The sequence below is a fragment of the Phocaeicola sp. RTP21359st1_B8_RTP21360_211022 genome (assembly GCF_040911965.1).
Lineage (GTDB): Bacteria > Bacteroidota > Bacteroidia > Bacteroidales > Bacteroidaceae > Phocaeicola > Phocaeicola vulgatus.
In genome coordinates this window covers 24,423-49,874 of sequence record NZ_JBDFXP010000021.1, presented here as the reverse complement: position 1 = coordinate 49,874, position 25,452 = coordinate 24,423, and the positions used below count along the sequence as shown (strand labels likewise).

Below are 25,452 nucleotides of genomic sequence, written 5' to 3'. Positions count from 1 at the left end.
ATTTCATAGATAATATCAAATAAGTGGTTCTAAAATTTGCTTGGGCAATTCCAAATGCGTAATTTTGCATCAAAACATGAAAGTATGGATAAACTTATTGGCCGCGACAAAGAACACGCGGAACTGGAAAGATGCCTGAACTCGGACAGATCGGAGCTGGTCATAGTCTACGGCAGGCGGCGTATCGGAAAGACATTCCTGATTGAAGAATTTTTCGACCGGGAGTTTGATTTCAAATATGTCGGTGCGCATGGAATGACCACCCGCAGACAGTTGAACAACTTCCTGAATGTGCTCAACAGTTATTCGGGAAAAAAGTTCTCCCATTTAAGCAACTGGGATGAAGCCTTTTATGCCCTTGAAGAATACCTGTCGTCCCTGCCCGCTGACCGTAAACGGATTGTGTTCATAGATGAAATGCCTTGGATGGATTCGGGAAAATCCATATTCGTGTCGGCCCTTGAAAACTTCTGGAACGGCTGGGCCATGTCACAGCGGAACATCATGCTTATCGCCACGGGGTCCGCGACCTCATGGATGAAAGACAAGATTGTCGCCAACAAGGGAGGCCTCCATGCCAGAGTGACGTGTAACCTGCATCTGTCCCCGTTCACCCTGAATGAGACGGAGCGGTATCTCGCTACCAGAGGCATCGAATGGGATCGTTACCAGCTTACCCAGACATACATGGTGCTTGGCGGTGTTCCGTTTTATTACAGCCTTCTTGACCCCGCGTTGAGCCTTTCCCAGAATATAGACCGGCTGTTTTTCAATGAAGGCGCACTTTTGAAACTGGAGTTCGAGGAGCTATACAACGCCCTTTTCGACAATGCCGACCTGTACACGTCAATCGTACAACTACTCAGCGAACACGAATCGGGAATGACAAGCAAGGACATATTCCAGTCACTATCATCGAAGAGCAGCAACATAACCAAGGCGATAAAAAACCTTGAAAGGTCCGATATGATAGAGAAATGGCTTCAGTACGGCAACAAACGTCGCGGAGCCGTTTACAGGCTTACGGATTTCTTTTCGCTGTTCTATTTCAAGTTCCTTGCCGACAACCTCTCACACGATGATGAATGGTGGAGCAATCATCTTGATTCCGGAAATGTATTCGACTGGATGGGTAGCAGTTTCGAGCTTGTCTGCATGAGACATCATAAACAGATCAAGTCGGCTTTGGGAATAAGGGGCATGGCTACATCCTTGTCCACATGGCAGGTCAAGCCCAATAAGGAGGAAGGAATGCCCGGCGGACAAATAGACATGATAATAGAGCGGGCTGACCGGATCATACACCTGTGCGAGATGAAATTCTGCATGGACACATACCGTATCAAGCCCGAATACGAACGCCGGTTGCGTGACCGTTCCGGTTTGTTCAGGGAACTTACCAAGACCAACAAGACACTGGTTCATACCTTTATCACGACGTATGGTGTGGCCAATGGCAAGAACAGAAGCATCGTCCACAGCGAGGTGACGATGGACGACCTTTTCAATTCCTGACGATTATGATGATACGGCAAATAACACAACGGTTGCACGAAGTGAACACGCTTCTTGCAACTTACGGACAAGGCGTCTTGTCTTTTGAACAGGCCTTGCCGCCGTCCCTGTTCTATCAGGATTTCAACGACACGAACCTTCTTGTCAAGGAGGCAGCCTGTCTGGTAAAGGAGAACCCCGGACAACTTCTGGACTTTTCTTCTTCCCTTCTTTCGGAAACGAACAAATACCTTTCACTCGACAGGACACCGTTGCAGACAGTGAACTTTGAAGCCCTTTTCGAGGAATATCTAAGCCCCTTTGAACACCGGTACGAGGAAGCGAAAACAGCCGCCACAGAACTTTGGCGCGAGTATTCGGCAATGAGTAACCGGTTGGATTTCCTGCCTCTGGATTCGGAAGAATACAGGTCGCTCGACACGGAGTGCGGAGTAGCAAAGGCAAAATATGACCAAGCTCATGCACACGCAAACCTATCATATAAGGAATGGCAGCAGGAGCGTGACCGGAATTTCTGTGTCTGGTGCTTCAAACCGGTATTCCTCGACGTGCTGGTGGAGCGTCTGCAAGGAATCGCCGGAAGCATCATCTCCGACATCAGACGCGTGAAGGAGGGCAACCCATGAACCGTGCAGGCCTGCTGCAAGAGACCACCGCATGGATGGATACCGTTGACCTCGCCCTGTGCCTGTTCATTTACGAGGTGTGCAACGACTACCAGTTCGAGTATCTGTCGGGCAGCGACTTCGTGAACTTCCTGAACCTGAAACCCACCGAACGGGAGGTCATCGTGCGCCCGAAAGAGAACCTTCGCATCTGTTACATGGTGTTTTCCATCGCCCGTACCATCAGGCCGCGAGAGCGCGGGAAACTCTGGTCGGAAGAGTTCCTGAAACGCTGCGGCATATCCAAATCCTACTACGACAAGCACCGCAGCGATGTTTGCAACAATGCTGCCACCAAAGAGAATCAAGATTTCCGCAAATCCATCGACAAGGCCGTTGAAAACGCAAGACGGCTGAAAGGTACCCCATAACCGCCCGTCGTTTCCCCATTCAGCCCGGTATCTTCCCATTATAGCTATGCGCTATACCGTTCATACACAACGGTATGGCGCATTTTCTTTTCATGCACTTTCCCCATTCGTCCCCCATTGGCCCACCTTGGAGCAAACTTAACTTTGCATCGGAAACAGAAGAAAGGAAAAGTCTGAAAAAACAGCAGATTCCGATTCTACGAAAGTACAAGTAACAATAAAAATGAACGTATATGGAAAGTGAACGTAATTTGATGACCACCACGGAAGCAGCCCGTTACCTCGGACTGAAGCCAAGCTATCTCTACAAGATGATGATGCGCCGCGCAATCCCTTACTACAAGCCGGGCGGCAAGCTGTGCTTCTTCGCCAAGGAAGACCTCGACGCATGGCTGAAACGGGTACGGGTGAAATCGCAGGTCGAGATCGACAGCGAGGCATCCCACTATCTGGTAACACATGAGAAAAACAAATGATTCATCAACCTTTTTTAGAACAATGCAGTTATGGACAATTCAAAGAACATGGAACCGGGTATCAGGAATGCCACGGTTCAGGAATCCCCGAACAAGGAACAGAGAAAGAAAGAGAGCAGACCCGTAATCAGCGCGAAGGTACAGACCATTCTGGACTTTCTTCGCGGCTGTTCCCCCTACGAGGCCGATTCCATACGGGTAATGGTCGGTTACGGGACGGGCAACGGCGATACCGCAACGATTGAGGCGACGGACATGTTGGCTGTCAACCGCTTTCTCAATCACGGGCTTGCCAAAGAAAACGGAACAAGTAACGAGGCCGTGATGAAACACCGTCAGGAACGTGCGCAAAAACTGTTGGAAGCCGTCAAGGATTTCGTTGACATCGGCCAGCTCTGCCGCGTCAGCATCGTGCTGATGAAAATCTCTTCCGACTTCAAGGCGGTGGAGGACGCACGGGGACACCTGCAATCCCAACCCGCCGCCAACGTGAACCGGAACTGATGTCAAAACCGGAACGGGGTATCGGACGGACAAGGAAACTCCCGCACGCACTATCTCATTGAAACTGTTGTAGGTTTTCCGATACTCCATTCCCTTATTTTTTATTGAATTATGCAAGAAAACAAGAGGAACAAGGAAACATCCCTTTTCAAAAAGCCGCAGGGCTTCCGTACAGTCCGCATCCACTTTACCGCAGAGGCAATCGAATGGCTCGGAGGGACAACGAAAGATGACGACGGCAATACAATCGGCAACCATACTCTTTTTTATGACCTGCTCTCACGGATGCGACTGTCCCCCGGCAGGGGCGATTCATTCCGCAGGCCGCAGGAATTGCAGCCCGGACAGTTCCAGTTCTCGGAAACCAGACTCGCGGAGGAATGGAACATAGGGAGAAAAAGAATCCGCAATCTCCTTGCAACGATGGAAAAGCTGGGCATGATAGCGGTGGACGCTTCCAAAACCGCTTCCGTCGCTTCCATGACCTGTGTCGAGGAATGGACGGACTTTCAGAACTTCCACGTCGTAAACCTTTGCAATCCCGCCCTGAATGGTATTCGAACGGCATCTGAACGGCCTTTGAATGGCATTTTATCCGGCAGCGGAGGCACGCCGCAGGAGAGGTGAAAACGTCTTTCAGTTTCGAGATATGCCAAGGTATCACCTCCCTTCGGTCAGTCATCCCTTGGCGCTCTCGCGGCTCACTGGCAGTTCGCCGGTGGCGGCGCTCGCAGGCTCGCACCGCTTAACCCTTATAAAACAACAGTTATGACAGAAGACAATAAGCAAGACACATCATTTCCGTCCGGCGGCAGCCGCACCGAATACATCGGAGCCAAAGTCACCGTGGAACAGAAACAGTACATCCGCCGCCTTGCCGCCGAGTGCGGCATGACCGTCAGCAGCTACGTGCTGGCAAGAGCTTTCAACTACAGGCCGAAAGCGAGGCTGACGGCAAGGCAGGAGGCGGTCATGGAGACCCTTATAGGATGCCGCAGCGACCTCGTGAACTACACGTCCGCGCTCCGTGGCATGAACCCCGAAAAGCGCAGACAGATGTTTAACAGTTACCCTTTCATGCTCGAATGGCTCAAGGAACTCGGCAGGCTGGCCGAGCGTGTCACGGACGTGCTCGACAAGGTACGGTTTTCCAACCGCCTGCCCGACGGGACAAGGAACGGTGAAGACAGGGAGGACGAGCCATGATAGGGAAAGCGAAATCCATCTCCCACGGGATAAATGACATCAGGTACATCACGGGAGAATCGAGGAACAAGAAACATCCCGAACGCATCTTCCACGTGGGGGACAATCTGCTGCCGCCCGGTCTGGATGCCACGGGTATATGGGATTCTATGCGGCTGACGCTGGAGAAGTCCAAACGGGTCAAAAATTCCGTCATCCGCATCGAGGTCAGCCCTGCGCCGGAACACACCAAAGACTTTACCATCGACGACTGGCAAAGGTTGTGGGACGACTTCACGGATGAGTTCGACAACATCGAACTGCTTGACAAGAACGGCAAGACCTATTCCCCGAAAACCGCCCTCAAAGGCAGCAAGGGCACGGTGTGGCTGCATCTGGAATCCAAGAGCGGCATTCCCCACCTTCACGGTGCGTTCTGCCGTATCGACGAACGGGGGAATATCAACAACGACCATGACATACACCTGCGGGCACAGCGGGCAGCCGAGCGTGTGGCCCTGAAACGGGGCTGGACGACTGCCGCCGAAGTACGTGAGACGAACATCGGGCAGGTGAACCGGGACTGCATGGAAACCCTGCAATCCATGGAAAGCTGGTCATGGGACGAGTACGTGGCCAGACTCCGGAGCAAGGGATATGAGTTTTGGGAGCTGCGCGACAACAAGAAGATATTGCGCGGTTACGTGCTGAAGAAAGGCAACGCCAGATACAAGGCTTCCGAACTCGGCAGGGGGCGCAACCTCATGGCGACCAAACTTGAAAGCACGTGGAAAAAGCTGCACGCGGCTCCCAAGACAAGGACTGTTTCGACACAGCCCGCCGCAGGGAAATCTATACCGACTACACCCCGGACGATTCCGGTTCACGCACAAGGAACGACACCGGTTCCGCAATACACCGGCTATCGTCCCGGTACCAGCCCGTACCATATCGACATCGACGGGGAAAGCCGCCGGTTCTTCATTCCCGATGAAGCGTTGGACGTATTCAATGACGAGTTCGACTACCGGGAGACAGCCAACAGCCGTGACCTCACGGACATGGCTGCGGCACTTTTCGTCGGGATGCTCGATACTCCGGCGGTTCCTTCGGGAGGTGGTGGCGGCAGTTCCAACGACCTGCCTTGGGGAAGACGCGAGGACGAGGACGAACGGGAATGGGCACGCCGGTGCGCCCGTGAAGCGGCAAGGGTAATCGGAAAGAAACCGAAGACAGGACGAAAAAGATAACAGCCTATGAATAAAAAATTCGATTTCTCGGAAATAGACGGGGCACTTCCGACTGCCGAAAAAATGCAGGAGCAAGACCGCATAATCGATGCGCTGAAAAACAATTATGAAGCTGTCCGCATTCTTAGTGCCAACGTGGAAAAGCTCGAAAACAGACTTTCGGAAGCCCTGCCCAAAATGGACGGGGCTGTTTCTTCCCTGCGTGGGGCAAGCACGGTCACACTCGGCGAGGAAGCGAGAAAGACGCTTGAACAGGAGGGAGAGAAAATCTGCCGGAAGATGGCCGACAGGATGGAACGGGAATGCGCAAGGCTAGCCGGACGCCTCTCGGCGAATGACCGTGTGCTTATCTCCGCAACCGCTTTCTGGTGTATGGTAGAGGCAATCATCTCCCTCGCGGCGGCTTTCGTTTGTACCTGCGCCGCGAACGCTCGTCTTATACATAGCATATTGCTGTGGGAAGTACTCGGCTGTACCGCTGCTTTTCTCGTTGTCTGTGTCACGTTGACCATTTTTATATGCCGCAAGTTAAGACGAGAATGAAACATTACCAATTAAATAAATATAAGTATGACAACAGTAAAGGTGAAATTCCGCCCGTCAACAGTCGAAGGCCGTCCGGGCACTATCGTTTATTTTGTAACTCACCGCCGTGTCGTCAGGCAAATCACAACCGGTTATAAGGTGTTCTCTCATGAATGGGATGATAAACAGTCAAGACCTGTTTCGGCACCGGCTGGCGAACGGATAACCGTTATTCAGACAATAATCCGAAAACTGGAGGAGAATTTGGAAAAGCTGAACAGGATTATTGAAAGATTCGATCTGCTACGACGAGGTTATTCATCTGAAGATATAATTATGGAGTTCCGGTGCACCGAAAAAGAAAATACCCTTTTTATATTCATGGAGAATCTCATCGAGCGACTCTGCCAATTAAATCACATCGGTACGGCCAAGAACTACCATACCGCACTCGGCAGCTTCAAATGATTCCGGGATAACAAGGACGTTCCGTTGGCAGTAATAGACCAGATGATAATGGAAGATTATCAGGTATACCTGAAATATACATTGACTGTTATAGTAAATAACTAAATATTTTTAGAGCATTGCGTATCAGTAATATATTAAATGTGATGATTTCTAGGTCTTAATAAAGAAGCAATAGTTATTTATGAGATATAAAGAACTTATCATTTTACAAAAAATAGGAAGGTAAAAATACATATAATACCCCTTTGTAGGTAATATTTCCTTATCATAAATGATTATGTATAACAATCTAATATAAATTAATATCAACTGACTACTAATACGATAGCTACACACAATAAATAGAAATATATAATTTAAGTAATATTATATGCATACAACAATTTATTAAAAATACCTAATAATTGGTATTGATGGATTTAGCTAAACAAACGAACTTTGCGGGCAAAAAATAAAGCAAGATGGAAAACCTATATGAATTGTTGGAAGAAGCAGCACATAAAGTGCCGACAAAAGGAATTGTTATTGTAAATAATAGTCAATGTGATCTTTTTCTAACTTATTCAGAGTTACGAGAAAAATCTAGAAAAATAGCTTTTATTTTAAAATCTTACTATCAAGTAAAGCCTGTCAGTAAGATAATAATCTCTGTTGAAAAATCCGAAAATTTTATATTATTATTTTGGGGATGTGTTATGGCAGGTTGTATACCCGTTTTAATGCCTTCTGTACAATTCAGTAATAAGAACTCTATTGCTTTTGAACGCCTAAAGAATGCAATTGATATATTAGGTGTAGTTACACTTATAACAAATGATATTAATCTATTTGAATATTATAAATCTTCATTTCATAAAGCTGTGTGTGTTGAAGATATTATGAAACAATTGGATTTGTTGCAAGATTATTCTTTACACATACCTAAAAGAGATAGTAAAGATTTATGTGTTATTCAGTTTTCATCAGGAAGTACAGGGGCACCCAAAGGAGTCATGCTTAGTTTTAACAATATTTTAACTAATTTGAAAATAAAAACTCTTGCGGATGAAATTACAACTGAAGATACTTTGATTCACTGGATGCCATATTTTCATGATTATGGTCTATTTGGAAATCATTTGGTTTGTTTGTATAACCAAATTACAGAAATAAAAATAGAGCCTTTTTCCTTTTTAAGAGATCCTTTGATTTTTCTAAAGAAAATTTCCGAATATCAAGTAAGTATTTGTGGCGGTACGACACCTTCAGGATTGGATTTGTTAATTCAAAAGTTAGAACAATCTAATGACATAAAAGAATTGGATTTATCTCAAGTGAAGACTCTTTCAATTGGAGCAGAAATGGTTCCATCTAATTTATACGTCCGATTATCCCCCCTTTTTCAACTTGGGTTTAATCGAAATGCATTCCGCCCTTCATATGGAATGGCTGAAACAACATTGATTGTTTCTTCCTGTTTACCGGGTTATGGAAATAAAAATATAAGAATAAATAGAGAGGCGTTCTATGAAGGGATTATCAAATTAGTCGATAAACAACAAGATTTTTGTGAATTTGTTAGTGCAGGTAGAATATTACCAGGCTTACAAGTACGCATTGTTAAAGACGGTATTCCTCAAAATAATTTAAATTTAGGAGAGATTCAAGTAAAAGGCGCTTGTGTCATGTCTGGTTATTATAATGACATACAATCAACAGATGAAGTATTAAAAGACGGTTGGTTAAGTACAGGAGATTTGGGCTTTTTTGATTATAACAATATTCTTTATATAGTAGGTCGAAAAAAGGAAACAATTATAGTAAATGGACAAAACTTTCATCCTTTTGATTTAGAAAATTGTGTCTTAGAGAAATTTGGTCTTTCAATTGAAAAAACTGTATTTACATCTTTTTATTCTTCTACAGAAAATCGTGAAATTGTACTTCATTTCTTTGTATTATCAAGAAAAATGTCGGAAGAACAAATAAGACAATTAATAAATGAATGTAACGCATTTCTAGCAGACAAAGTTGGATTTGCTCCAGAATACTCTATAAAGATAAAAAAAGGAGAAATACTCAGAACTTCTAGCTCTAAAATAAAACGTCGATCTATGGCAAAGTATTTTGAGCAAGGACAGTATAATAAATCAATTGTAAAACTAAACAAAGAATCTCATAATATGGATTATTTATTGGTTCTCAAAAAAATATGGTCAGAAGTTTTAAAAACAAACCTCATTCATATAGAAGATAACTTCTTTTCTTTAGGAGGAGACTCAATACGCAGTATGATGGCTGTTTCTAAACTTGAAGAACTGTTAAATATTAAATTAGAAAATAGTTTCTTCTATAAATATCCGACCTTAGTCTCTCAAAAACATTATCTTGAACAATATTTATTAAAAGAACTTCAATCTCCTTTAAATGAATATGAACTGTTAGTTCGAGAGTTTATCAGCGAAGAAATAGGAATTCCCTCTTTAGAAATACAATATACAGAAAATATTATAACTAAAGTGACTTCTTTTGCCGCTGTATATCAAATGATGAAGCGCTTAACTGAAGTTTTTGATAAAATAACATTAGATGATATAAAAGATAAAACTTGTATACGAGATATAGCACAAACCATTAAGGAACGCTATGCAACTCCAGAGGGGTATTCTTTTCCGTTAATGGATTTCCAAGAAACATTATTCTATCACAGTAAAAGTTTTATCCGTAATGAACCGACAGGATTAAGTTGTTATATCATTTGTCGGACACAATTGAAAGGTTTTTTTGATCCAGCATGTTGGGACAAGACGTTAAATCACATTATTAACTGTCATCCATTGTTACATTCTATTCTTTCCGAAGAGTCGGATAAACCTGAGATGATAACTCTTCCTGAATATCCGACATTTAAAAGTTCTTATGAAGATATAACTTCAATGAACAAAGAACAACAGGAAACATTCTTTTTACAAAAGGACGAAAAAGATCATGATCACAGATTTGACCTTAAAGAGTATCCTTTATTCTATTGTAATATTTATAAAACAGGGGAAGATGAACATGAATTAATTATACATATTGATCACCAGATAATTGATGGTTTCAGCTTTTTTCAATTCCTTCAAGAATTAACATCAACTTATGATCAGTTTATCGCTGGTAAAGAAATAACTGTTGAACAAGAAAAAGGTCTAACTTTTTCTGACTATGTTTTTGTGGAGAGATTCAGAAGGCAAACAAAGCGATATCAGAATGCAATGGATTTTGCCCTAAAGGTGTTTAAAGATTTACCAGAGAAAATATCTATTCCCACGAAATGTCAGCCATCTTTAATAAATAAAGTCCATTTTAATACCTTACATACGGAATTGGATTCTTTATTGATGAATAAAGTTCTTGAAATCAGTTCTCATACTTCTGGTATATGCCTTAATTCCTTACTTATGGCATGCTATTTTAAACTGATGAATTTGTGGTCTGGACAAAATGATCTCATTATCAACATGCCTGTATTTAACAGGGAACAGCATTTACCTAATGCAAAAAATATAATAGGTAGTTTTCTTGATATTTTCCCTGTCCGTATCCAAACATCTCCACAAGAACCGATTGTTTCTATTGCACGTAAGATAGAACAATTTGTACGAACCATGCTTGAGTATCCAATATCTTCAATAGAATTGTCCAGAAAAATCGCAGAACAGGAAGGCTTAAAACAAAGCTCTTTGAGTGCAATTATTTTTAGTAATTCTATCAATATGCTTCCCAAAGGTATCAGTCATTCATCTAGATATTTGACAATTGGTGCGCCTAAAGTACAGACAGGTGCACCTGGTACTTATATAGACCTTGTTATGTATACATGGGAAAATAAATGGTGTTTTGATTGGAATTATGTTCGTGAGCTATTTGATGCGGAATACATACAACTACTTTCTGAACAATTCACGTCTATGCTTAACCAATTGGTAGATGATACAAACACTAAGGGATACGAAGAGCGTTCATGTTCAAATATACTCCCTCTCTTCTATATAAAATTATTGGAGCAAACAAATAAAACAGAACATGCTTATCCTCTTAAAACAATATATGAACAGATCAGTAATACTGTAGATTTGTATCCTAATAGAGAGGCGATCTCTTATCAAGGAGTTTCTTTAACTTATACAGAGTTTTGGAAAAAAGCTAATCAGATGGCGCATTTCTTACGTTCTCTTGGAGTGGTACGAAATTCTAAGGTTGCTTTATTACTGAACAGAACGCTTGATTTGCCTATAGTACAACTTGGAATTCTTTTAGCAGGTGGGGCGTATGTGCCAATTGACCCTTCTTATCCTTCGGATAGAATACAGTATATGATAAATGACTGTGGAGCAGAAGTTCTTGTAACTCAAGGAATACATGTAGACAATATTAATAGTTCATATACCCCCAACATTAAACATTGTGTGTTACTTGATGATGATTCTATTCCTTTACCTGATACATATCGTCGATACACCGTAAATGATATAAATAGTCAATCTATGGATAATATAGTACCTTGTAATACTCCTGATGATTTGATTTATATGATTTATACTTCTGGTTCAACAGGACAACCTAAAGGTACAATGCTTAGGCATAGAAATGTATCCAATTTTTTGAATTATGAGAAAGAAGCGTTTAATGTAAACTGTAATAACAGGTTTGCTTTAATAACATCGTATTCCTTTGATATGACTGTTACTTCTAATTGGCTACCTTTCATTGCCGGAGCTTCTTTACACATTCTTTCCGATAATGCAACTAAAGATATAGAGAAACTTCTGTATTTTATAGATGAAGAAAAAATCAATTTTTTGAATGTAACTCCCTCTCATTTTTCAATGTTGGTAAATATGTTGGGATTTTTGGAGAGACCTGTAAACCTATCACCCAATATGACTATTATGCTGGGTGCTGAAATTATCAATGTTTCGGATATAAACAGGTGGTTAGAAAATTATCCTTTGCACAAATTTATTAATGAATACGGCCCTACAGAAACAACGGTGGCTTCCACTTTTTATCCTATCCCGATTGAAGAAGACGGCAAATGTCATTTAAATATAGTTCCAATAGGGAAACCGATTTATAATACACAAGTATATGTATTAAATGATAATTTAGAATATACACTACCAGAAGTTCCTGGTATCCTTTATATTGGAGGCGAGGGAGTGTCATGTGGTTATTTGAATAAAGAAGAGAAAACGAAATCTGTATTTATCAATAATCCTATTACTCATGAAGGAATTGTATATAATACAGGAGACGTTGTAAAGATGACTGTAACTGGCGATATTGTATTTGTAGGACGTAAAGATTTTCAAGTAAATGTCAGAGGGTATAGAATTGAATTAGGAGAAATAGAGAATGCTTTATTAAAAGTATCAGGTATTACAGAGGCTTGTGCAGAGATTCAATATGATGTAAACAAACAGCCTGTAGTTGTAGCTTTTTATGTTACAGCAAATAATTGTGATTTAGAATACAAGGATATAATGTCTGTTCTGCAAATGAAGATACCTCACTATATGTTACCTTCCGCAATGGCTAGAATAGAGCAGATTCCAATTTCTGCCAATGGAAAAACAGACAAGAAGCAATTACCCAATATTGCGAATCAGAAACAAAATTTTGTTAAAAGGGATATTGTAGGTCCAAGGAATGAAAGGGAAAAACAAATAACCTTAATCTGGGAAAAGGTATTAGGGATACCAGAGGTAGGTGTATTTGATAATTTCTGGGATATAGGAGGCGACTCTATCCGATCTGTAAGGTTAATAAAAGAATTAAAGGAGGTCGGATTAACCAACATCAAATTAAAAGATTTATTCGATAAACCTACGATAGCCGAACTGCTTGAACAAGAAATAGAGAATAATAAAGTTGAGAATCTCATTTGTATGAAAAAGGTTTCTACTCCATATGCAAAACTTATATGTCTTCCATATGCAGCAGGAACCCCTGGTATGTATAGTACATTTTCTGGGGATTTTACCGGAGAAATCAACTTATATACAGTACAATATCCGGGACATGGAGATGGACGTGAGATAAAGTCCTCTGTAGAAGAAGTTGGTGCGCTATTAGCCAATGAACTGAAAGAGGCTGATAAAGAGATTCCTTTGTTTATCATGGGATATTCTTACAGTTGCTATATTGCTTATGATATCTGTAAACGATTTGAACAAGAAAATATTCCGATACAGGGTATTATAATGATTGGTGGAACTCCTCCTACATTGCGTGATGACTTAATGCAATTCTTTTCAAATGACGATAATGCCCTTTTGGATTATTCACGTGCAAAAGATCTGTTGAATGAAGAATTGATCGCAACTTTATCAGATGAAGAAAAACATGAATATTTGCATGAGTTGAGAATGAATACTGTAGCAATGGTAAATTACAAGTTTCTTGATTGTAAATTGAAAACCCCATTATGTTCCATCGTCGGTAGAGAGGATGAGCCTACAATTCGAAACAATCAACATCTATGGAATAATTACTTTCAGAAAGTTTCTTTCCACCAATTGCCAGGAGGGCATGTTCTTATTACAAAATATCATGCGGAATTAGCTAAGTTGATAATGAATTATATAGAATTGCATGTATAAATATGCTTGTATTACCCTTTTCCGATATAGCAGTAGAAATTGTGGAAGATAGTCCTTTTGCTACTTCAGATAATCTCTTTAATGAGGAAAAAATATTCATTAAAAGAGAATGGTCTGAAATACGTCTTAAAACTTATATTTTGGGACGTTGTGCCGCACATCGTGCCTTACAGACTTTACAAAAGGAAATAGTTCCCATTTTAAAAGGAAGAGATGGTGAACCAATATGGCCATTTGACATAGTTGGTTCTATATCTCATAAAGATGCAATAGCAGTTGCTGCTGTTGGAAAGAAAAAGAGGTATAAGGGTATTGGAGTAGATATTGAAGATCAAACGACGATATTATCAAAAAAGGAATATTCTCTTTTTTGTACACCCCAAGAGATAGCGTGTATAGATAAGAAAGAATTTTCTCCTATTGACATTTTTTCACGTAAAGAAGCTATTCTAAAGGCATATTATACAGCATATAGTAAATTATGCAATTGGATTGATATTGACACGATAAATGTATCTAAAGCTTCCAATGTAACTATAATATGCATGTTAAAAAAAATTTTTATTATAAACCTATGTTGTGTAGAAAAGTAAAAACAATTTTAGTCATTATGGGAATATGTTGTTTCCCTATGATATCTTGGGCACAAGTTTTTCTTTCTGGTCGAATCGTAGATAAAAAGACAAATGAACCTGTTGTAGGAGCTTCTGTATATATACGAAAAAATCAGGTTGGAGATAATGCAAATGATAATGGGTTATACAGAATAAAATTACCTCAAAACGGAACGTATCTTGTAGAGGTTTCTTTTATCGGATACAAAACAATAAAACAGTCTGTTACTGTAAATAGAAATACAACTAAAAATTTCTTTTTGGAAGAAAGTACAGAAGTGTTGAATGAGGTCGTGGTAAAAGCATCCTCACAGCAGGCAGAAATAAATCATATACGTAAAAGTCCTATGGCTGTAACGGTTGTTGATGGAGCAAAATTAAGAGGTCGTTCAACTGGAATTGAAGAAGTACTTACTCGTACTTCTGGAATCAAAGTTAGAAAATCCGGAGGTTTGGGTAGCTCTTCTAAAATGTCCATACATGGTCTGGAAGGAAAAAGAGTAGCTATTTATATAGATGGTTTTCCTTTAAATAGCCCCGATGGTTCATTTGATATAAACGACATACCTATTGATGCCATTAAATATATTGAGATATATAAAGGAATAGTTCCTGCTGAATATGGCAGTGATGGTCTGGGAGGAGCGATTAATGTTGTTACAAGAGAGGACGAGTGTGACTTGGTAGGCTTTACTCAGGAGTTTGCTTCATTTGGTACTTCCAAAACGTTAGTCAGTGTAAAAAAAATGTTTGAAAAACCAGGGATTCAAATTGGAGGAGGTTTTTTTCATAATAAATCGGATAATAATTATAAAATGACTTATCCTGTTTTTGAAACAAATTTACCTTCAAGTGCCTACCAAGAAGTAATAAGAAATAATGATTATTATAGGTCCACAATGTATAATGTAGGTTTAACATTTACAAAATTCTGGTTTGATAAGATTGAATTAGAATGTGCTTTTTATAACAATAAAAAGGGAATTCAGGCCTTAGATTTTGATTCACGTTTTTCTCATACACATGGGACAAACATTATGCCTACTTTAACTTTAGAGAAGAAGAATTTCTTATTTAAAAACCTTGAATTCAAGTCAGGTCTAGTAACTCCAATCATTCATACGCATTTGGTTGATACCGCTAGAACAAAACGGCAATGGGATGGAACCATAACAAATACAATGGGAGAAACTGATGATAATTTATTAAACTATTCAGATGACAAACAATTTGAAATCAGACATAAATTGAATTTAAAATACAAGTTAAAGCAACATACCTTTAATCTTAACAATCAATTCACATATTCAAGGTATAGACCTAAGGATGATTATACAGCAGAATATGTTGGTTTTGACCCTAGTGGTTTTCCCAGTAATATGAAGGGAAATACTTTGGGGTTAGCACATGAGTATTCTTCACGTAATAACAAACTTCAAAACTCTTTAATGTTCAGTCTATACTATTTAAATTCTGGAATATATAGAACAAGTGATAAAATTGTAGATGAATCTGAAAGTGTTAAGAAAGAACCGAAAAAAACAAAAATAAACAATTTTTACTATGGAATAAGTGAAGGAATCAGTTATGAATTTTTCAAAGGGGTGAGAGGTAAATTTTCCTTATCACATAACGTGAGGCTTCCTGATACGGAAGAATTGTTTGGAGACGGAGTGACAGTAAAGCCTTCAGTTGATTTAAATCCCGAAATAAGTAATAATATAAATTTAGGGTTAATCATGGATAAAAGTAATTTTATGGGGTTAAGTCGTTTTCAGTTAGAGACAAATTTATATTATATGTATATAACAGATATGATAAGTTTATTTCCTGCTGATATACGAATGATTTATACGAATTTGGGTAAGACTCAGATCATGGGGGGAGATTTTGATTTAAAAATAGATGTGACTCCACAGCTTTATAGTTATTTTAACTTAACCTATCAAGATATTCGGGATAAGCTAAAATGGACTACTAATGACCAAAGTGTGAAAAACCCGACTTATGATAAACAGGTACCCAATATTCCTCGTTTTTATTTTAACTATGGTTTAGAGTATCATACAGAGGGATTACTTGGGAAACATGAAATATCTAGAATCTATATAGACGCATCTTACGTTCATGATTTTGATTGGAGTTGGCAAATGAGTAACTTACCAGAACAGCGAAAGAAATGGTTAATTCCTCGTAGTCATCTTTTTACGGCAGGATTCCAGCAATCTATTTGGAAAAATAAAGTATCATTAGGGTTTGAAGTTGAAAATATATTCAACAAGGAGAGCTATATGGAATTTAAAAAGCCTTTACAAGGTCGTACTTTTAAAATTAAATTACGATTTAATTGGTTTGGTGATGAATCTTCAGGGGGAGCGATGAGTTTGTAATATTATAAATAATTATTTTAACTAAAAAAATAAAAAAAATGAAAAATCAATGGTTTTTATTGTCGCTATTAGCGACCTTTTTAAGTTTTATTTCATGTAGTAAAGATGATCCGTTTCCAACAGATGAAGAAGACGATATGAGTTTTGTTCATAGTGTCACGGTGGGTGATAATGCTTATGTTAGTCTATTTAAAGATTTAAATGTAGAACAGACAAGTACACAAAATTCTTTGGTCTTTGCAAAAGAATCTTTTCTTTTTACTTATGGGGGTAACATTTATGTCTTAGAATCGATGAATGCCCGTTTATATAAGTACAGAGTCGAGAATGGTTTGCTAATTCAAGAAAAAGAAACGATGATTCTCCCTTCCGGTTCTCTTCCTGCATTCCTTACATTTGATTCAGAAGAAAAAGCTTATATATCATGCGTAGGATTGGGAAAATTGTATATAATAAATCCTACGACAATGCAAAAAACAGGTGAAATAGATTTATCTGAATATGCAATTGGGAAAGAAAGTGGTGATAAAAATCCTGAACCTGGTGCTTCGGTTATTAGAGATGGTATTTTATATGTAGGATTAGCTCAAGATAAGTCCCAGTTTAACCCTAATACTGGAGCTTATGTACTTTTGATTGATACAAAGACAGACAAGCCTATTAAAATGATATCTGATAATAGAGCTACAATGGCAACCGCTTATGAGTATTCAGGTGATCCTTTCATTGATGAAAAAGGCGATCTTTATATTTATTGTGTAGGAGGCTTCGGATATTTTGCAAACTGTACAGAAGGTTTCTTGCGTATAAAGAAAGGAGAAACAGACTTTGATCAGTCATACTATTTCCCAATAGAAACAATTAGTATACCGGACATAAAGGGTAATAAAGCAAATTATATTTATAGCAAAACATATACAGGAAATGGTAAGCTATATGGATATTTCAATGTTCCGGGATATGTTAGTAATCCACCTGATTATGTAAATGACAAATCAATGCAAACATTTGAAATAGATGTTTATAATAAAACTGTCAAAAAAATGAACTTTGACGGAACTACGGGTTGGTCATGTAGTCAATGTAAAGCAGGAGACTATATGGTGTTCGGGATGGCTTCTACTCAAGGAACAGGTTATTATCTTTACAACTATAAAGAAGATAAGTATGAACCTTTAAAGATAAAAACAGAAGGTAATCCCTTCAAAATTCAATATTTAAAATAAATAAAGACTGCCGGAAGCTAAAAGATTCCGGCAGCTTTTTAATTTTTATGGAATGAACAATCGTAATTATGACTGTATAATCATTATAAGTGTAATCTCAGGTTTATTTATCACAACCTGCGACTATCTAGTACAGATGAAAACTGTTGAAACAGATTATTTTGTTTCAAGACTACTTTCTTTAGAAGAAACTATTTTAAATTTATCATCTTTTGGATGTATTTTTACTTTTCCTTTTTGGATATTAGGGACATACTTCATATACACAACAATGTGTAAAGTTAATAAAAAGCTTGCGCTTATTAATACATTCTGTATATCTTATTCTTTATTGATGTTGGGGTTTTATCATTACAGCTATGCCATAATATATAGTATTGGTACATCAAAAATGATAATGCAAACAAATATAGATTGGCAATTATTAACAGGATCTAATATACCTTTTTTCCCCTTTATGTTTATTCTACTTCCAGTGACCTGGCTGATTGTTGGATTTAGTAACTTTTCATCCAAAGCTATAGTTCCTCGATGGTCTATAGTTGTGAACCCTGTTATACTAACAATTATTTTATCTATTGTCACTTGGATAATTCCCAAGACCGAATGCTTACTACCAGGCATTTTTAGTTTGGGGATCACTCTGTATTATATAATTTGTTGGATAAGCTTAAAAAAAGATAGAAATTTATGTCTAAAAAGAAAGTTTTAGTAATTGGTGGCACAGGGATTGCGGGACAATTTATTACAGATTACTTGCTACATTATCATGATATTTGTGAATTATTTATAGCATCAAGAGGTATTCATAAGATATCAGAGAAGAAAGTAAAGTTCATAAAAATGGACATACATGATACCCAAAATATAGAATCTGTTATTAAACAATTTGATATTATAATTTTGGCACTTGGTCCTTTTTCATGTGTAGGAACAGATATTTATACAATTTGTTTAAGAAATCACGTAATATGTGTTGATATTAATGATGACTATGGACATAGTGGACGTGTACTAGAAATAAAAAATGAGAACATAACAAATTTTCGGGGAACAATTTTTACAGGAATGGGATTATGTCCAGGGTTGACAACTTTCATGCTAGAATATGCTGCAGAACAATTAAAAAAAACTGTTTTAGAAGCCGAATTGAGAATCTATTTTGGAGCAGGTGTTGTTTCTGGAACAGCTTCAATAATCAATATGTTTGAGGGTTTTAAAGATGACCTGATGCTCCTTTCAGAAAGGGAAATCCGAAGAATAAAACCAACTAAATATCATTCAGATAGAACTTTTACTTTTGATCGTTTTCATTCCAATATGCCATTAATATTCTTTTCTAGTCCTGAAATAAGGACTATACAACGAGCTAGTCGATTTGAAGAACTACAAAATTTTGATTGTGCTTTTCATCTGCAAAATCTTCCTATGGGCATAGTTCCCTTACTAAGAAAGAGCTCTTTTATTAGAAAATTGATTTGTAAAATGGTCAATAAACAACAGGGGCAATTGGAGAAAAATGAGAAAAACGAGAAATCTGTGATAGTATGTACTTATGTAAGAAATCAAAATTCTATTGTAAAATGTTTATTGCACTCAGATTCCTCATTTAGATTAACAGGAGTATTTTGTGCGGTAATTGTGCTCTCGATAATAAAAGGATGTATACCAATTATGCCTGGCATCTTTACTTTTGAAGACATAAATATCAATCTGCACATGTTAAACGAAATATTAAAAAACAACAACATAAATATATCTATAGAGGAATAGTATTATGGTTTATAATAAATATATAGGAATAATAGGTGGAACTGGAACAATTGGTTCTATTATAGTTAAATATTTATTACAACTACAAACTCACTTCCATGTTTTAATTGGTGGTAGGAGATCCATAAAAGAAATATCTATGTCTACATTTTATAATAGTGAGCGACTTAAGTATAACCAAATGAACTATAACAATGATGTAGAATTGGATAATTTTTGTTCTCAATGTTTGTTGGTTATTAATGCTGTTGGACCTTCATTTAAAATAAATGACAAGATTGCCTTACATGCATTAAGAAATAATTGCCACTACATCGATATAGGAGGATATGGCATTTTGCGTGATTTATTAAAACCATATGAAAAAAGCATTGAAGCTCAGAAACTTTGCTTTATTATAGGTGTTGGTTGGATGCCTGGTATTTCAGGCGTATTTTCTAAAACTATTATAGAGACTCATTTAAACAGCCCAGAAAATACTAATTTTAATATCTATTATGGTGCTGTTGATAATTGGTCATATAGTTCAACTTATGATCTGGCAGCATCATCTATGGGAAAAACACGTTCCTATGTTTATTCTCATGGAAAGGAAATACAGGTGTCTCCTTTTCGATATACACATCACAAATTTTTTCCTTTCATTGGACATAAAAAAATATGTATGCCATCATTTGACGAACAATTAACTCAATTGGCTACTTCTTTAAAACAAATAAGAAAGATATCAACATTCATTATGCTAAATGACTATATCTCAATGGGGAAGTTTATGTTTATAAAGATCTTTTATAAACATAATTTAAATAAAGCAACACTTATGTTGCAAGATGATTATCAACGTCTCGTTAAGAAAGAGAATAAGTGGGGAAGTGTAATTTGTCAAGTTTCTAAAATAGAGCCAGAAAGAAAGATAGATACCTTTTACTATTTATATACAAAAAATAATTTATTATATACTGCATTACCTGCTGTTATTACTACTCAATACATTTTAGAAGGTAAAACAAAAATAGGATTAAATTGTCTTTGTGACTCTTTGAATTGCCAATCTTTTATGTCGGATTTAGACTTTTACGGAATAAAATATTCATATTATGAACATAAAAATTAAAAAGAAAATTCTTGTGTGTATGTTGTGGTTATGTGCCATAGCATGTTTCACTGGTTTTCCCTGGATATTTTTCTCATGGGATGTAATTCACTCTTACATGGGAATCCATGATATACCATCAGACTTGACAATTGTCTTGTTTCGAGAAGAATGTTTGTTCTTCGGTTTTTTCTGTATTTATTTTCTCTTTCTTAGAAATATCGAAAAATATAAAGGACTTATTAGCTTCTGTTCTTTCTTAGTCGCATTTATGGGTGGTTTTATGTACTTGCTAAAACTTCAAACAGGGATTGTACATATATCATCAGATTATGAACCTTTTATTTGGCTTATAATTGGAAGTTTCATATTTTATTTAAATCATAGTATTAATGGTATAGCACCAAAGAAACAAAAACTTCCCGTTTTAAGTTGTTTATTCCAAGTGCAGGCAGGAGTATTGCTATTGAACATTGTAAATATTTTAGTCCCCGAACAGACTTGGAAAATAATGTTCAATATTTCTTATTCTACAGTTTCACCTTATGATAAATATACATTTGGAATGATAAGTGGTTTTACTGCTTTCTCTTCTATTATTATATATTATATCAGTAATAGGATTCTTTTTTTTATGAATTTATCTAAAGCGATTCTCATTTTCTCTTTTCTTTATTTCTTAGGTTTCTTTGTGTGGGGAAACTTTAGTGAGTTGTATAAACCTCTATTTATTTTATATGTAGTATTAGTTGAGATTTTAAATATTGTAGGAATTAATTATATATTTAAAAGGAGGATATATGAGAAATAAAGAAGGGCTAGTCGATGATTTGATAACATCAATTCCAGGAGAATGGAAATTTGATGAACAAGTATCACAACATTTCGACACTCATGTAAGAAAAAGTGTCCCATTGTACGAGGAAGTACAAAAGGCTGTTATCGAAATAAGTGAATGGTTTATTAGAGACAATAGTGTTGTATATGATTTAGGTTCCTCTACAGGAGAAACCATTTCTCTTTTATTACAAAAGCATTCAAGAAAAAAGAATGTGAGATTCATCGGAGTCGAAGAAAGTTTACCAATGATAGAGATTGCAAGAAAAAAATGTAGTAGCGAATTAGTTCAATTTCTACAACAACATATAGAGGAAATAAATGAATTTGCTAATATAGATTTAGTTTTATCATTGTATACGTTACAGTTTTTACCTTTATGGAAAAGAAAAAAAGTCTTACAACGGATATATAATGGATTAGTAGAAGGTGGAGCTTTTATATTTGTAGAGAAAATAAGGGCGGAAAATTCACTGTTTGAGGATATATGGAATGACTTGTATTGGGATTTTAAGCAAGAAAATGGTTTGAATGAACAACAAGTTATAAAAAAGGCTCAAAGTTTGAGAGGCGTTTTGATTCCATTGAGTCTTACAGAGAATTTGAGTCTACTATCTGATGTCGGTTTTCAATGTATGGATACTTTCATTAAATGGCACAATTTTGCAGGAATTATAGCTGTAAAAATGCCTTCGAAAAATGATATAGAAGAAAATACTTATTTAAATACAGATAAAAATAATAAAATACAGCAATGAATACAAAGTTGATAATTCACATAGTAATTAGTTTGATCTCATTAAGTGGATTAATTGTTTATTATTACGCATTTCTACTAGGTTACAAAAAACATAATTCTCAATTAAAAAAACAATCAAAGCTTCCGGAAAAGTTATATTTTATGAGCACTTATCCAGCACTCATATGGTATGTATTACCCTTTATAGAGCAACCAAGGATGCATGGAATATATGACTGGTTAAATGGCGAATTTGTTTTTTTTAATGTTTTGTATATTCCAGTTTCTTTTCTGTTGTTTGTATATTTCTTTGGCATTTGGGGTAAAAAGTCTGTTTCTCAAAATATTGAAGCTACTAAAAGTGCATTTTATGCCCCAAGTAAATTGTTAACAGAAGGAATATATGCAAGAGTTCAACATCCAATGATCATAGGGGATATATTAGGACATTTTTCTTTGGTGTTATTAACAGGTGGAATCTACACTTGCATTTTATTCCCTATATATGTATTTATAGATCTCTTTATGATAAAAATACAGGTTAAGTATTCTTTAGAACCATATTATAAATCAGAACTTATAGTTTATAGAAAGAAAACCCCTGTTCTCCTTGATCAAAAACTATTATTTATAGTTTTATTTATGGCATTGTTGGTTATTTGTAATTTTTTAAATTATACAAAAATAATATGATTTATTTTAGCTGGGCCACCCAAATTATTTTGGCCATAATTTCATTTCTTTGGTTGATTCCTTATTATATAGCATTTAAGGTTGGGAATCGTAAATATATGTCTAAAACACTAGATTTATCTTGCAATAATAGATATACATTAATGTATTATTCGGGCTTTTTTATATCTATTCTTTGGTATATTATGCCCTTCTTAAATCAACCTCGCTTCAAACTAAACATTTTTTCTTTGTTTGACATAAAAGTAATACTGTTGGAAAATGTTCTTTACAATATTATCCTTATTGCATTAATTGGATATTTTATGTCTGTTTGGGGTACTAAAGTGGTAAATTGTAATCTGCAAGCAACCAAAGATAGGTTTTTGCATCCTTCAAAGTTAATAACGGAAGGTCCCTATAAAAAAGTGAGAAATCCGATGATAATGGGAGATCTATTTTGTCATTTAAGTTTTATTCTTCTGCTTGGAGCCATACATACATTATGTTTATATATAATTTATATATGTATTAATCTTGTAATTGTATATATAGAAAATAAATATTCATTATGTATACATTTCAAGAAAGAATATGAAGAATATGCTAAAAAAACTCCAGCTTATATGAATCAGGAATTATGGCTGTTTGCTATTTTTTACTTGGTAATTATTGTGACAAATATTTGTCTAACTACGACAATATATATTTAAATAAATAATGAAGAAAAAAGAAGGATTATCTAGGTTACTGGAAATTGCGGGAGAAAAAAAAAGTTTATTGCTTTTCTCCGGGTTATTTTCCGCTATAAGTGCATTATGTATACTTATACCATTTTGGTCTATATATGAAATATTAAAGGAATTGCTTGTTCATGCTTCTGATTTATCTACGATAGATTCTGAGCTAATGATCAGTTGGGGGTGGCTTGCTTTTATTGCTTTGATTGTGGGTGTACTATTTTTGTATGCGGGATTAATGTTATCTCACATAGCCGCCTTTCGTATTTTATATGGGTTAAAAATAAAACTTTCAGAGCATATAGGTCAGTTGTCTTTGGGATATTTAAATTCGACATCTATCGGTTGTATAAAGAAAATCATGGAACAAAATGTCGAAAAAATAGAGCATTTTATAGCTCACACTATTCCCGATTTGGTGAATGTGTTTGCAACCATAACTTTTATGTTTATTATCTTTTTTTCTTTAAATGGTTGGATGGCATTCACCGCTCTATTATGCATACTTTTAAGTATAGGAATGCAATTTTCTAATTTTGTAGGGAAAAGAGCTACTGCACTTACGAAAATCTATTTTGATGTCCAAGAACGCATGAGTGCTTCAGCTGTTCAATATGTGAGAGGTATGCCAATTATAAAGATATTTGGACAAAGTATACGTTCTTTTCGGCAGTTCAATGCCGAAATCGAAGCGTATAAAACATTTGCTTTAAAATGCTGTAATAACTATCAAAATGGTATAATTGCATTTATTATTCTGTTGAATTCAATAGTCACGTTTATTCTTCCTGTAGGAATATTAATAATGACCTCTGATCCTAAAAACATCTCATTAGCTGCAATTTATCTTTTTTTCATCGTGATGGGGCCCGGAGTAGCTTCCCCTGTATATAAACTCGCATTTTTAGCTTCAGGAACTGTAGAAATTAATGAAGGAGTAAAACGTATAGACAAAATATTTGAGGAAAAAAAACTATGTGAACCAGTTGTTCCTCAAATACCTCAGACGTATGATATTGAATTCAGAAATGTAAGTTTTGCTTACGAAGATAGAGAAAATATGACAAAGACAGAAGCGCTGAAGGATATCTCTTTTATCGCTCGACAAGGTGAAGTAACAGCTCTGGTTGGACCTTCTGGGTCAGGGAAGTCAACAATAGCCAATCTCATTCCTCGCTTTTGGGATGTTTCCTCTGGAGAGATTTTAATAGGGGGAATAAACATAAAAAATATTTCCTCACCCCAATTATTGGAGATCGTGTCTTTTGTATTCCAAGATACGTTTCTTTTCAATGATACCATATATGCCAATATTACAGCAGGAAATACTCAAGCTAGTTTATCGGATGTTATACAAGCTGCTCAAGCTGCCCAATGTGATGATTTTATTCGAAGTCTTCCTAAAGGATATGATACGATTGTCGGAGAGAGAGGCGTTTTTCTTTCTGGAGGAGAGGCACAACGAATTTGTATAGCTAGGGCTATTTTACGAAATTCTCCTATTTTAGTATTAGATGAAGCAACAGCTTTTGCTGACCCAGAAAATGAATATAAAATACAACAGGCCTTACAAAAGTTAATAAAAGGTAAAACTGTTATTATCATAGCTCATAGATTGTCTTCTATCACCTCTGCTCATCAAATTCTTGTTTTTAAGGAAGGATGTTTAGTTCAAAAAGGAAGACATGACGAACTTCATGTTACTACAGGCATATATAAAAATATGTGGAATGCTTATATAAATGCACATAACTGGAAGTTAAATCTAAAAAAATGAAAT

General features: G+C 36.8%; 22 protein-coding genes. All 22 read left to right on the top strand.

All coding sequences use genetic code 11. The features are described 5' to 3' along the window. The first annotated feature begins 84 nt into the window (after nt 1-84). The 22 genes from AB5062_RS12325 to AB5062_RS12220 all read left to right on the top strand — a co-directional run bounded on the left by AB5062_RS12325 (nt 85) and on the right by AB5062_RS12220 (nt 25,449). Complete coding sequence (locus tag AB5062_RS12325; protein ID WP_004292637.1) at nt 85-1,515, top strand: ATP-binding protein; 1,431 nt, start codon at nt 85-87, stop codon at nt 1,513-1,515. 5 nt (nt 1,516-1,520) lie between these two features. Next, nucleotides 1,521-2,141 (top strand): hypothetical protein, encoded by a 621-nt coding sequence (locus AB5062_RS12320; RefSeq protein WP_004312206.1) that lies wholly within the window; start codon nt 1,521-1,523, stop codon nt 2,139-2,141. Further along, on the top strand, nt 2,138-2,551 hold the full coding sequence (locus AB5062_RS12315; RefSeq protein ID WP_004312207.1) for a hypothetical protein: 414 nt from the start codon (nt 2,138-2,140) through the stop codon (nt 2,549-2,551). The genes AB5062_RS12320 and AB5062_RS12315 overlap by 4 nt, the downstream gene beginning before the upstream one ends. A 233-nt stretch (nt 2,552-2,784) precedes the next feature. Next, entirely contained in the window at nt 2,785-3,027 is a 243-nt protein-coding gene (locus AB5062_RS12310) for a helix-turn-helix domain-containing protein (RefSeq protein WP_004292639.1), read from the top strand. A 30-nt stretch (nt 3,028-3,057) separates the two neighbouring features. Then, nucleotides 3,058-3,531: a hypothetical protein gene (locus AB5062_RS12305; RefSeq protein WP_004312208.1), complete on the top strand. Its 474-nt coding sequence runs from the start codon at nt 3,058-3,060 to the stop codon at nt 3,529-3,531. Between the two features lie 285 nt (nt 3,532-3,816). Further along, nucleotides 3,817-4,158, top strand: coding sequence for a hypothetical protein (locus AB5062_RS12300; RefSeq protein WP_227035122.1), 342 nt, complete (start codon nt 3,817-3,819; stop codon nt 4,156-4,158). 141 nt (nt 4,159-4,299) lie between these two features. Beyond that, nucleotides 4,300-4,737 carry a hypothetical protein gene (locus tag AB5062_RS12295; RefSeq protein ID WP_004292642.1) on the top strand — a complete coding sequence of 146 codons (438 nt, stop codon included), beginning with the start codon at nt 4,300-4,302 and terminating at the stop codon, nt 4,735-4,737. Beyond that, a complete protein-coding gene (locus tag AB5062_RS12290) occupies nt 4,734-5,966 on the top strand; it encodes a hypothetical protein (RefSeq protein WP_004292643.1) in 1,233 nt (410 codons plus the stop codon). The genes AB5062_RS12295 and AB5062_RS12290 overlap by 4 nt, the downstream gene beginning before the upstream one ends. A gap of 6 nt (nt 5,967-5,972) precedes the next feature. Then, nucleotides 5,973-6,509 (top strand): hypothetical protein, encoded by a 537-nt coding sequence (locus tag AB5062_RS12285; protein WP_004292644.1) that lies wholly within the window; start codon nt 5,973-5,975, stop codon nt 6,507-6,509. A 27-nt stretch (nt 6,510-6,536) separates the two neighbouring features. After that, nucleotides 6,537-6,959: an integrase gene (locus AB5062_RS12280; protein ID WP_004312210.1), complete on the top strand. Its 423-nt coding sequence runs from the start codon at nt 6,537-6,539 to the stop codon at nt 6,957-6,959. Nucleotides 6,960-7,423: 464 nt separating this feature from the next. Beyond that, a complete protein-coding gene (locus AB5062_RS12275) occupies nt 7,424-13,588 on the top strand; it encodes a non-ribosomal peptide synthetase (protein ID WP_004312211.1) in 6,165 nt (2,054 codons plus the stop codon). 2 nt (nt 13,589-13,590) lie between these two features. Next, nucleotides 13,591-14,181, top strand: a complete 591-nt coding sequence (locus AB5062_RS12270) for a 4'-phosphopantetheinyl transferase (protein ID WP_032589277.1) — start codon at nt 13,591-13,593, stop codon at nt 14,179-14,181. A gap of 38 nt (nt 14,182-14,219) precedes the next feature. Beyond that, nucleotides 14,220-16,592: a TonB-dependent receptor gene (locus AB5062_RS12265; protein ID WP_004292649.1), complete on the top strand. Its 2,373-nt coding sequence runs from the start codon at nt 14,220-14,222 to the stop codon at nt 16,590-16,592. Between the two features lie 38 nt (nt 16,593-16,630). Further along, nucleotides 16,631-17,818, top strand: a complete 1,188-nt coding sequence (locus AB5062_RS12260) for a YncE family protein (protein ID WP_004292650.1) — start codon at nt 16,631-16,633, stop codon at nt 17,816-17,818. Nucleotides 17,819-17,870: 52 nt separating this feature from the next. Continuing rightward, entirely contained in the window at nt 17,871-18,530 is a 660-nt protein-coding gene (locus AB5062_RS12255) for a DUF6796 family protein (protein WP_008778686.1), read from the top strand. Then, a complete protein-coding gene (locus AB5062_RS12250; protein ID WP_004292655.1) occupies nt 18,509-19,591 on the top strand; it encodes an NAD-dependent epimerase/dehydratase family protein in 1,083 nt (360 codons plus the stop codon). Before AB5062_RS12255 ends, AB5062_RS12250 begins: the two co-directional genes overlap by 22 nt. Before the next feature lie 4 nt (nt 19,592-19,595). Further along, on the top strand, nt 19,596-20,705 hold the full coding sequence (locus AB5062_RS12245) for a saccharopine dehydrogenase NADP-binding domain-containing protein (RefSeq protein ID WP_004292658.1): 1,110 nt from the start codon (nt 19,596-19,598) through the stop codon (nt 20,703-20,705). Continuing rightward, entirely contained in the window at nt 20,689-21,495 is an 807-nt protein-coding gene (locus tag AB5062_RS12240; protein ID WP_008775151.1) for a hypothetical protein, read from the top strand. The genes AB5062_RS12245 and AB5062_RS12240 overlap by 17 nt, the downstream gene beginning before the upstream one ends. Next, on the top strand, nt 21,485-22,279 hold the full coding sequence (locus tag AB5062_RS12235; protein ID WP_005942640.1) for a methyltransferase domain-containing protein: 795 nt from the start codon (nt 21,485-21,487) through the stop codon (nt 22,277-22,279). The genes AB5062_RS12240 and AB5062_RS12235 overlap by 11 nt, the downstream gene beginning before the upstream one ends. Continuing rightward, entirely contained in the window at nt 22,276-22,953 is a 678-nt protein-coding gene (locus AB5062_RS12230; RefSeq protein WP_004292663.1) for a methyltransferase, read from the top strand. Before AB5062_RS12235 ends, AB5062_RS12230 begins: the two co-directional genes overlap by 4 nt. Then, nucleotides 22,950-23,645, top strand: a complete 696-nt coding sequence (locus AB5062_RS12225) for an isoprenylcysteine carboxylmethyltransferase family protein (RefSeq protein ID WP_004292666.1) — start codon at nt 22,950-22,952, stop codon at nt 23,643-23,645. The genes AB5062_RS12230 and AB5062_RS12225 overlap by 4 nt, the downstream gene beginning before the upstream one ends. Before the next feature lie 7 nt (nt 23,646-23,652). Continuing rightward, a complete protein-coding gene (locus AB5062_RS12220; RefSeq protein ID WP_004292668.1) occupies nt 23,653-25,449 on the top strand; it encodes an ABC transporter ATP-binding protein in 1,797 nt (598 codons plus the stop codon). Nucleotides 25,450-25,452: the final 3 nt, after the last annotated feature.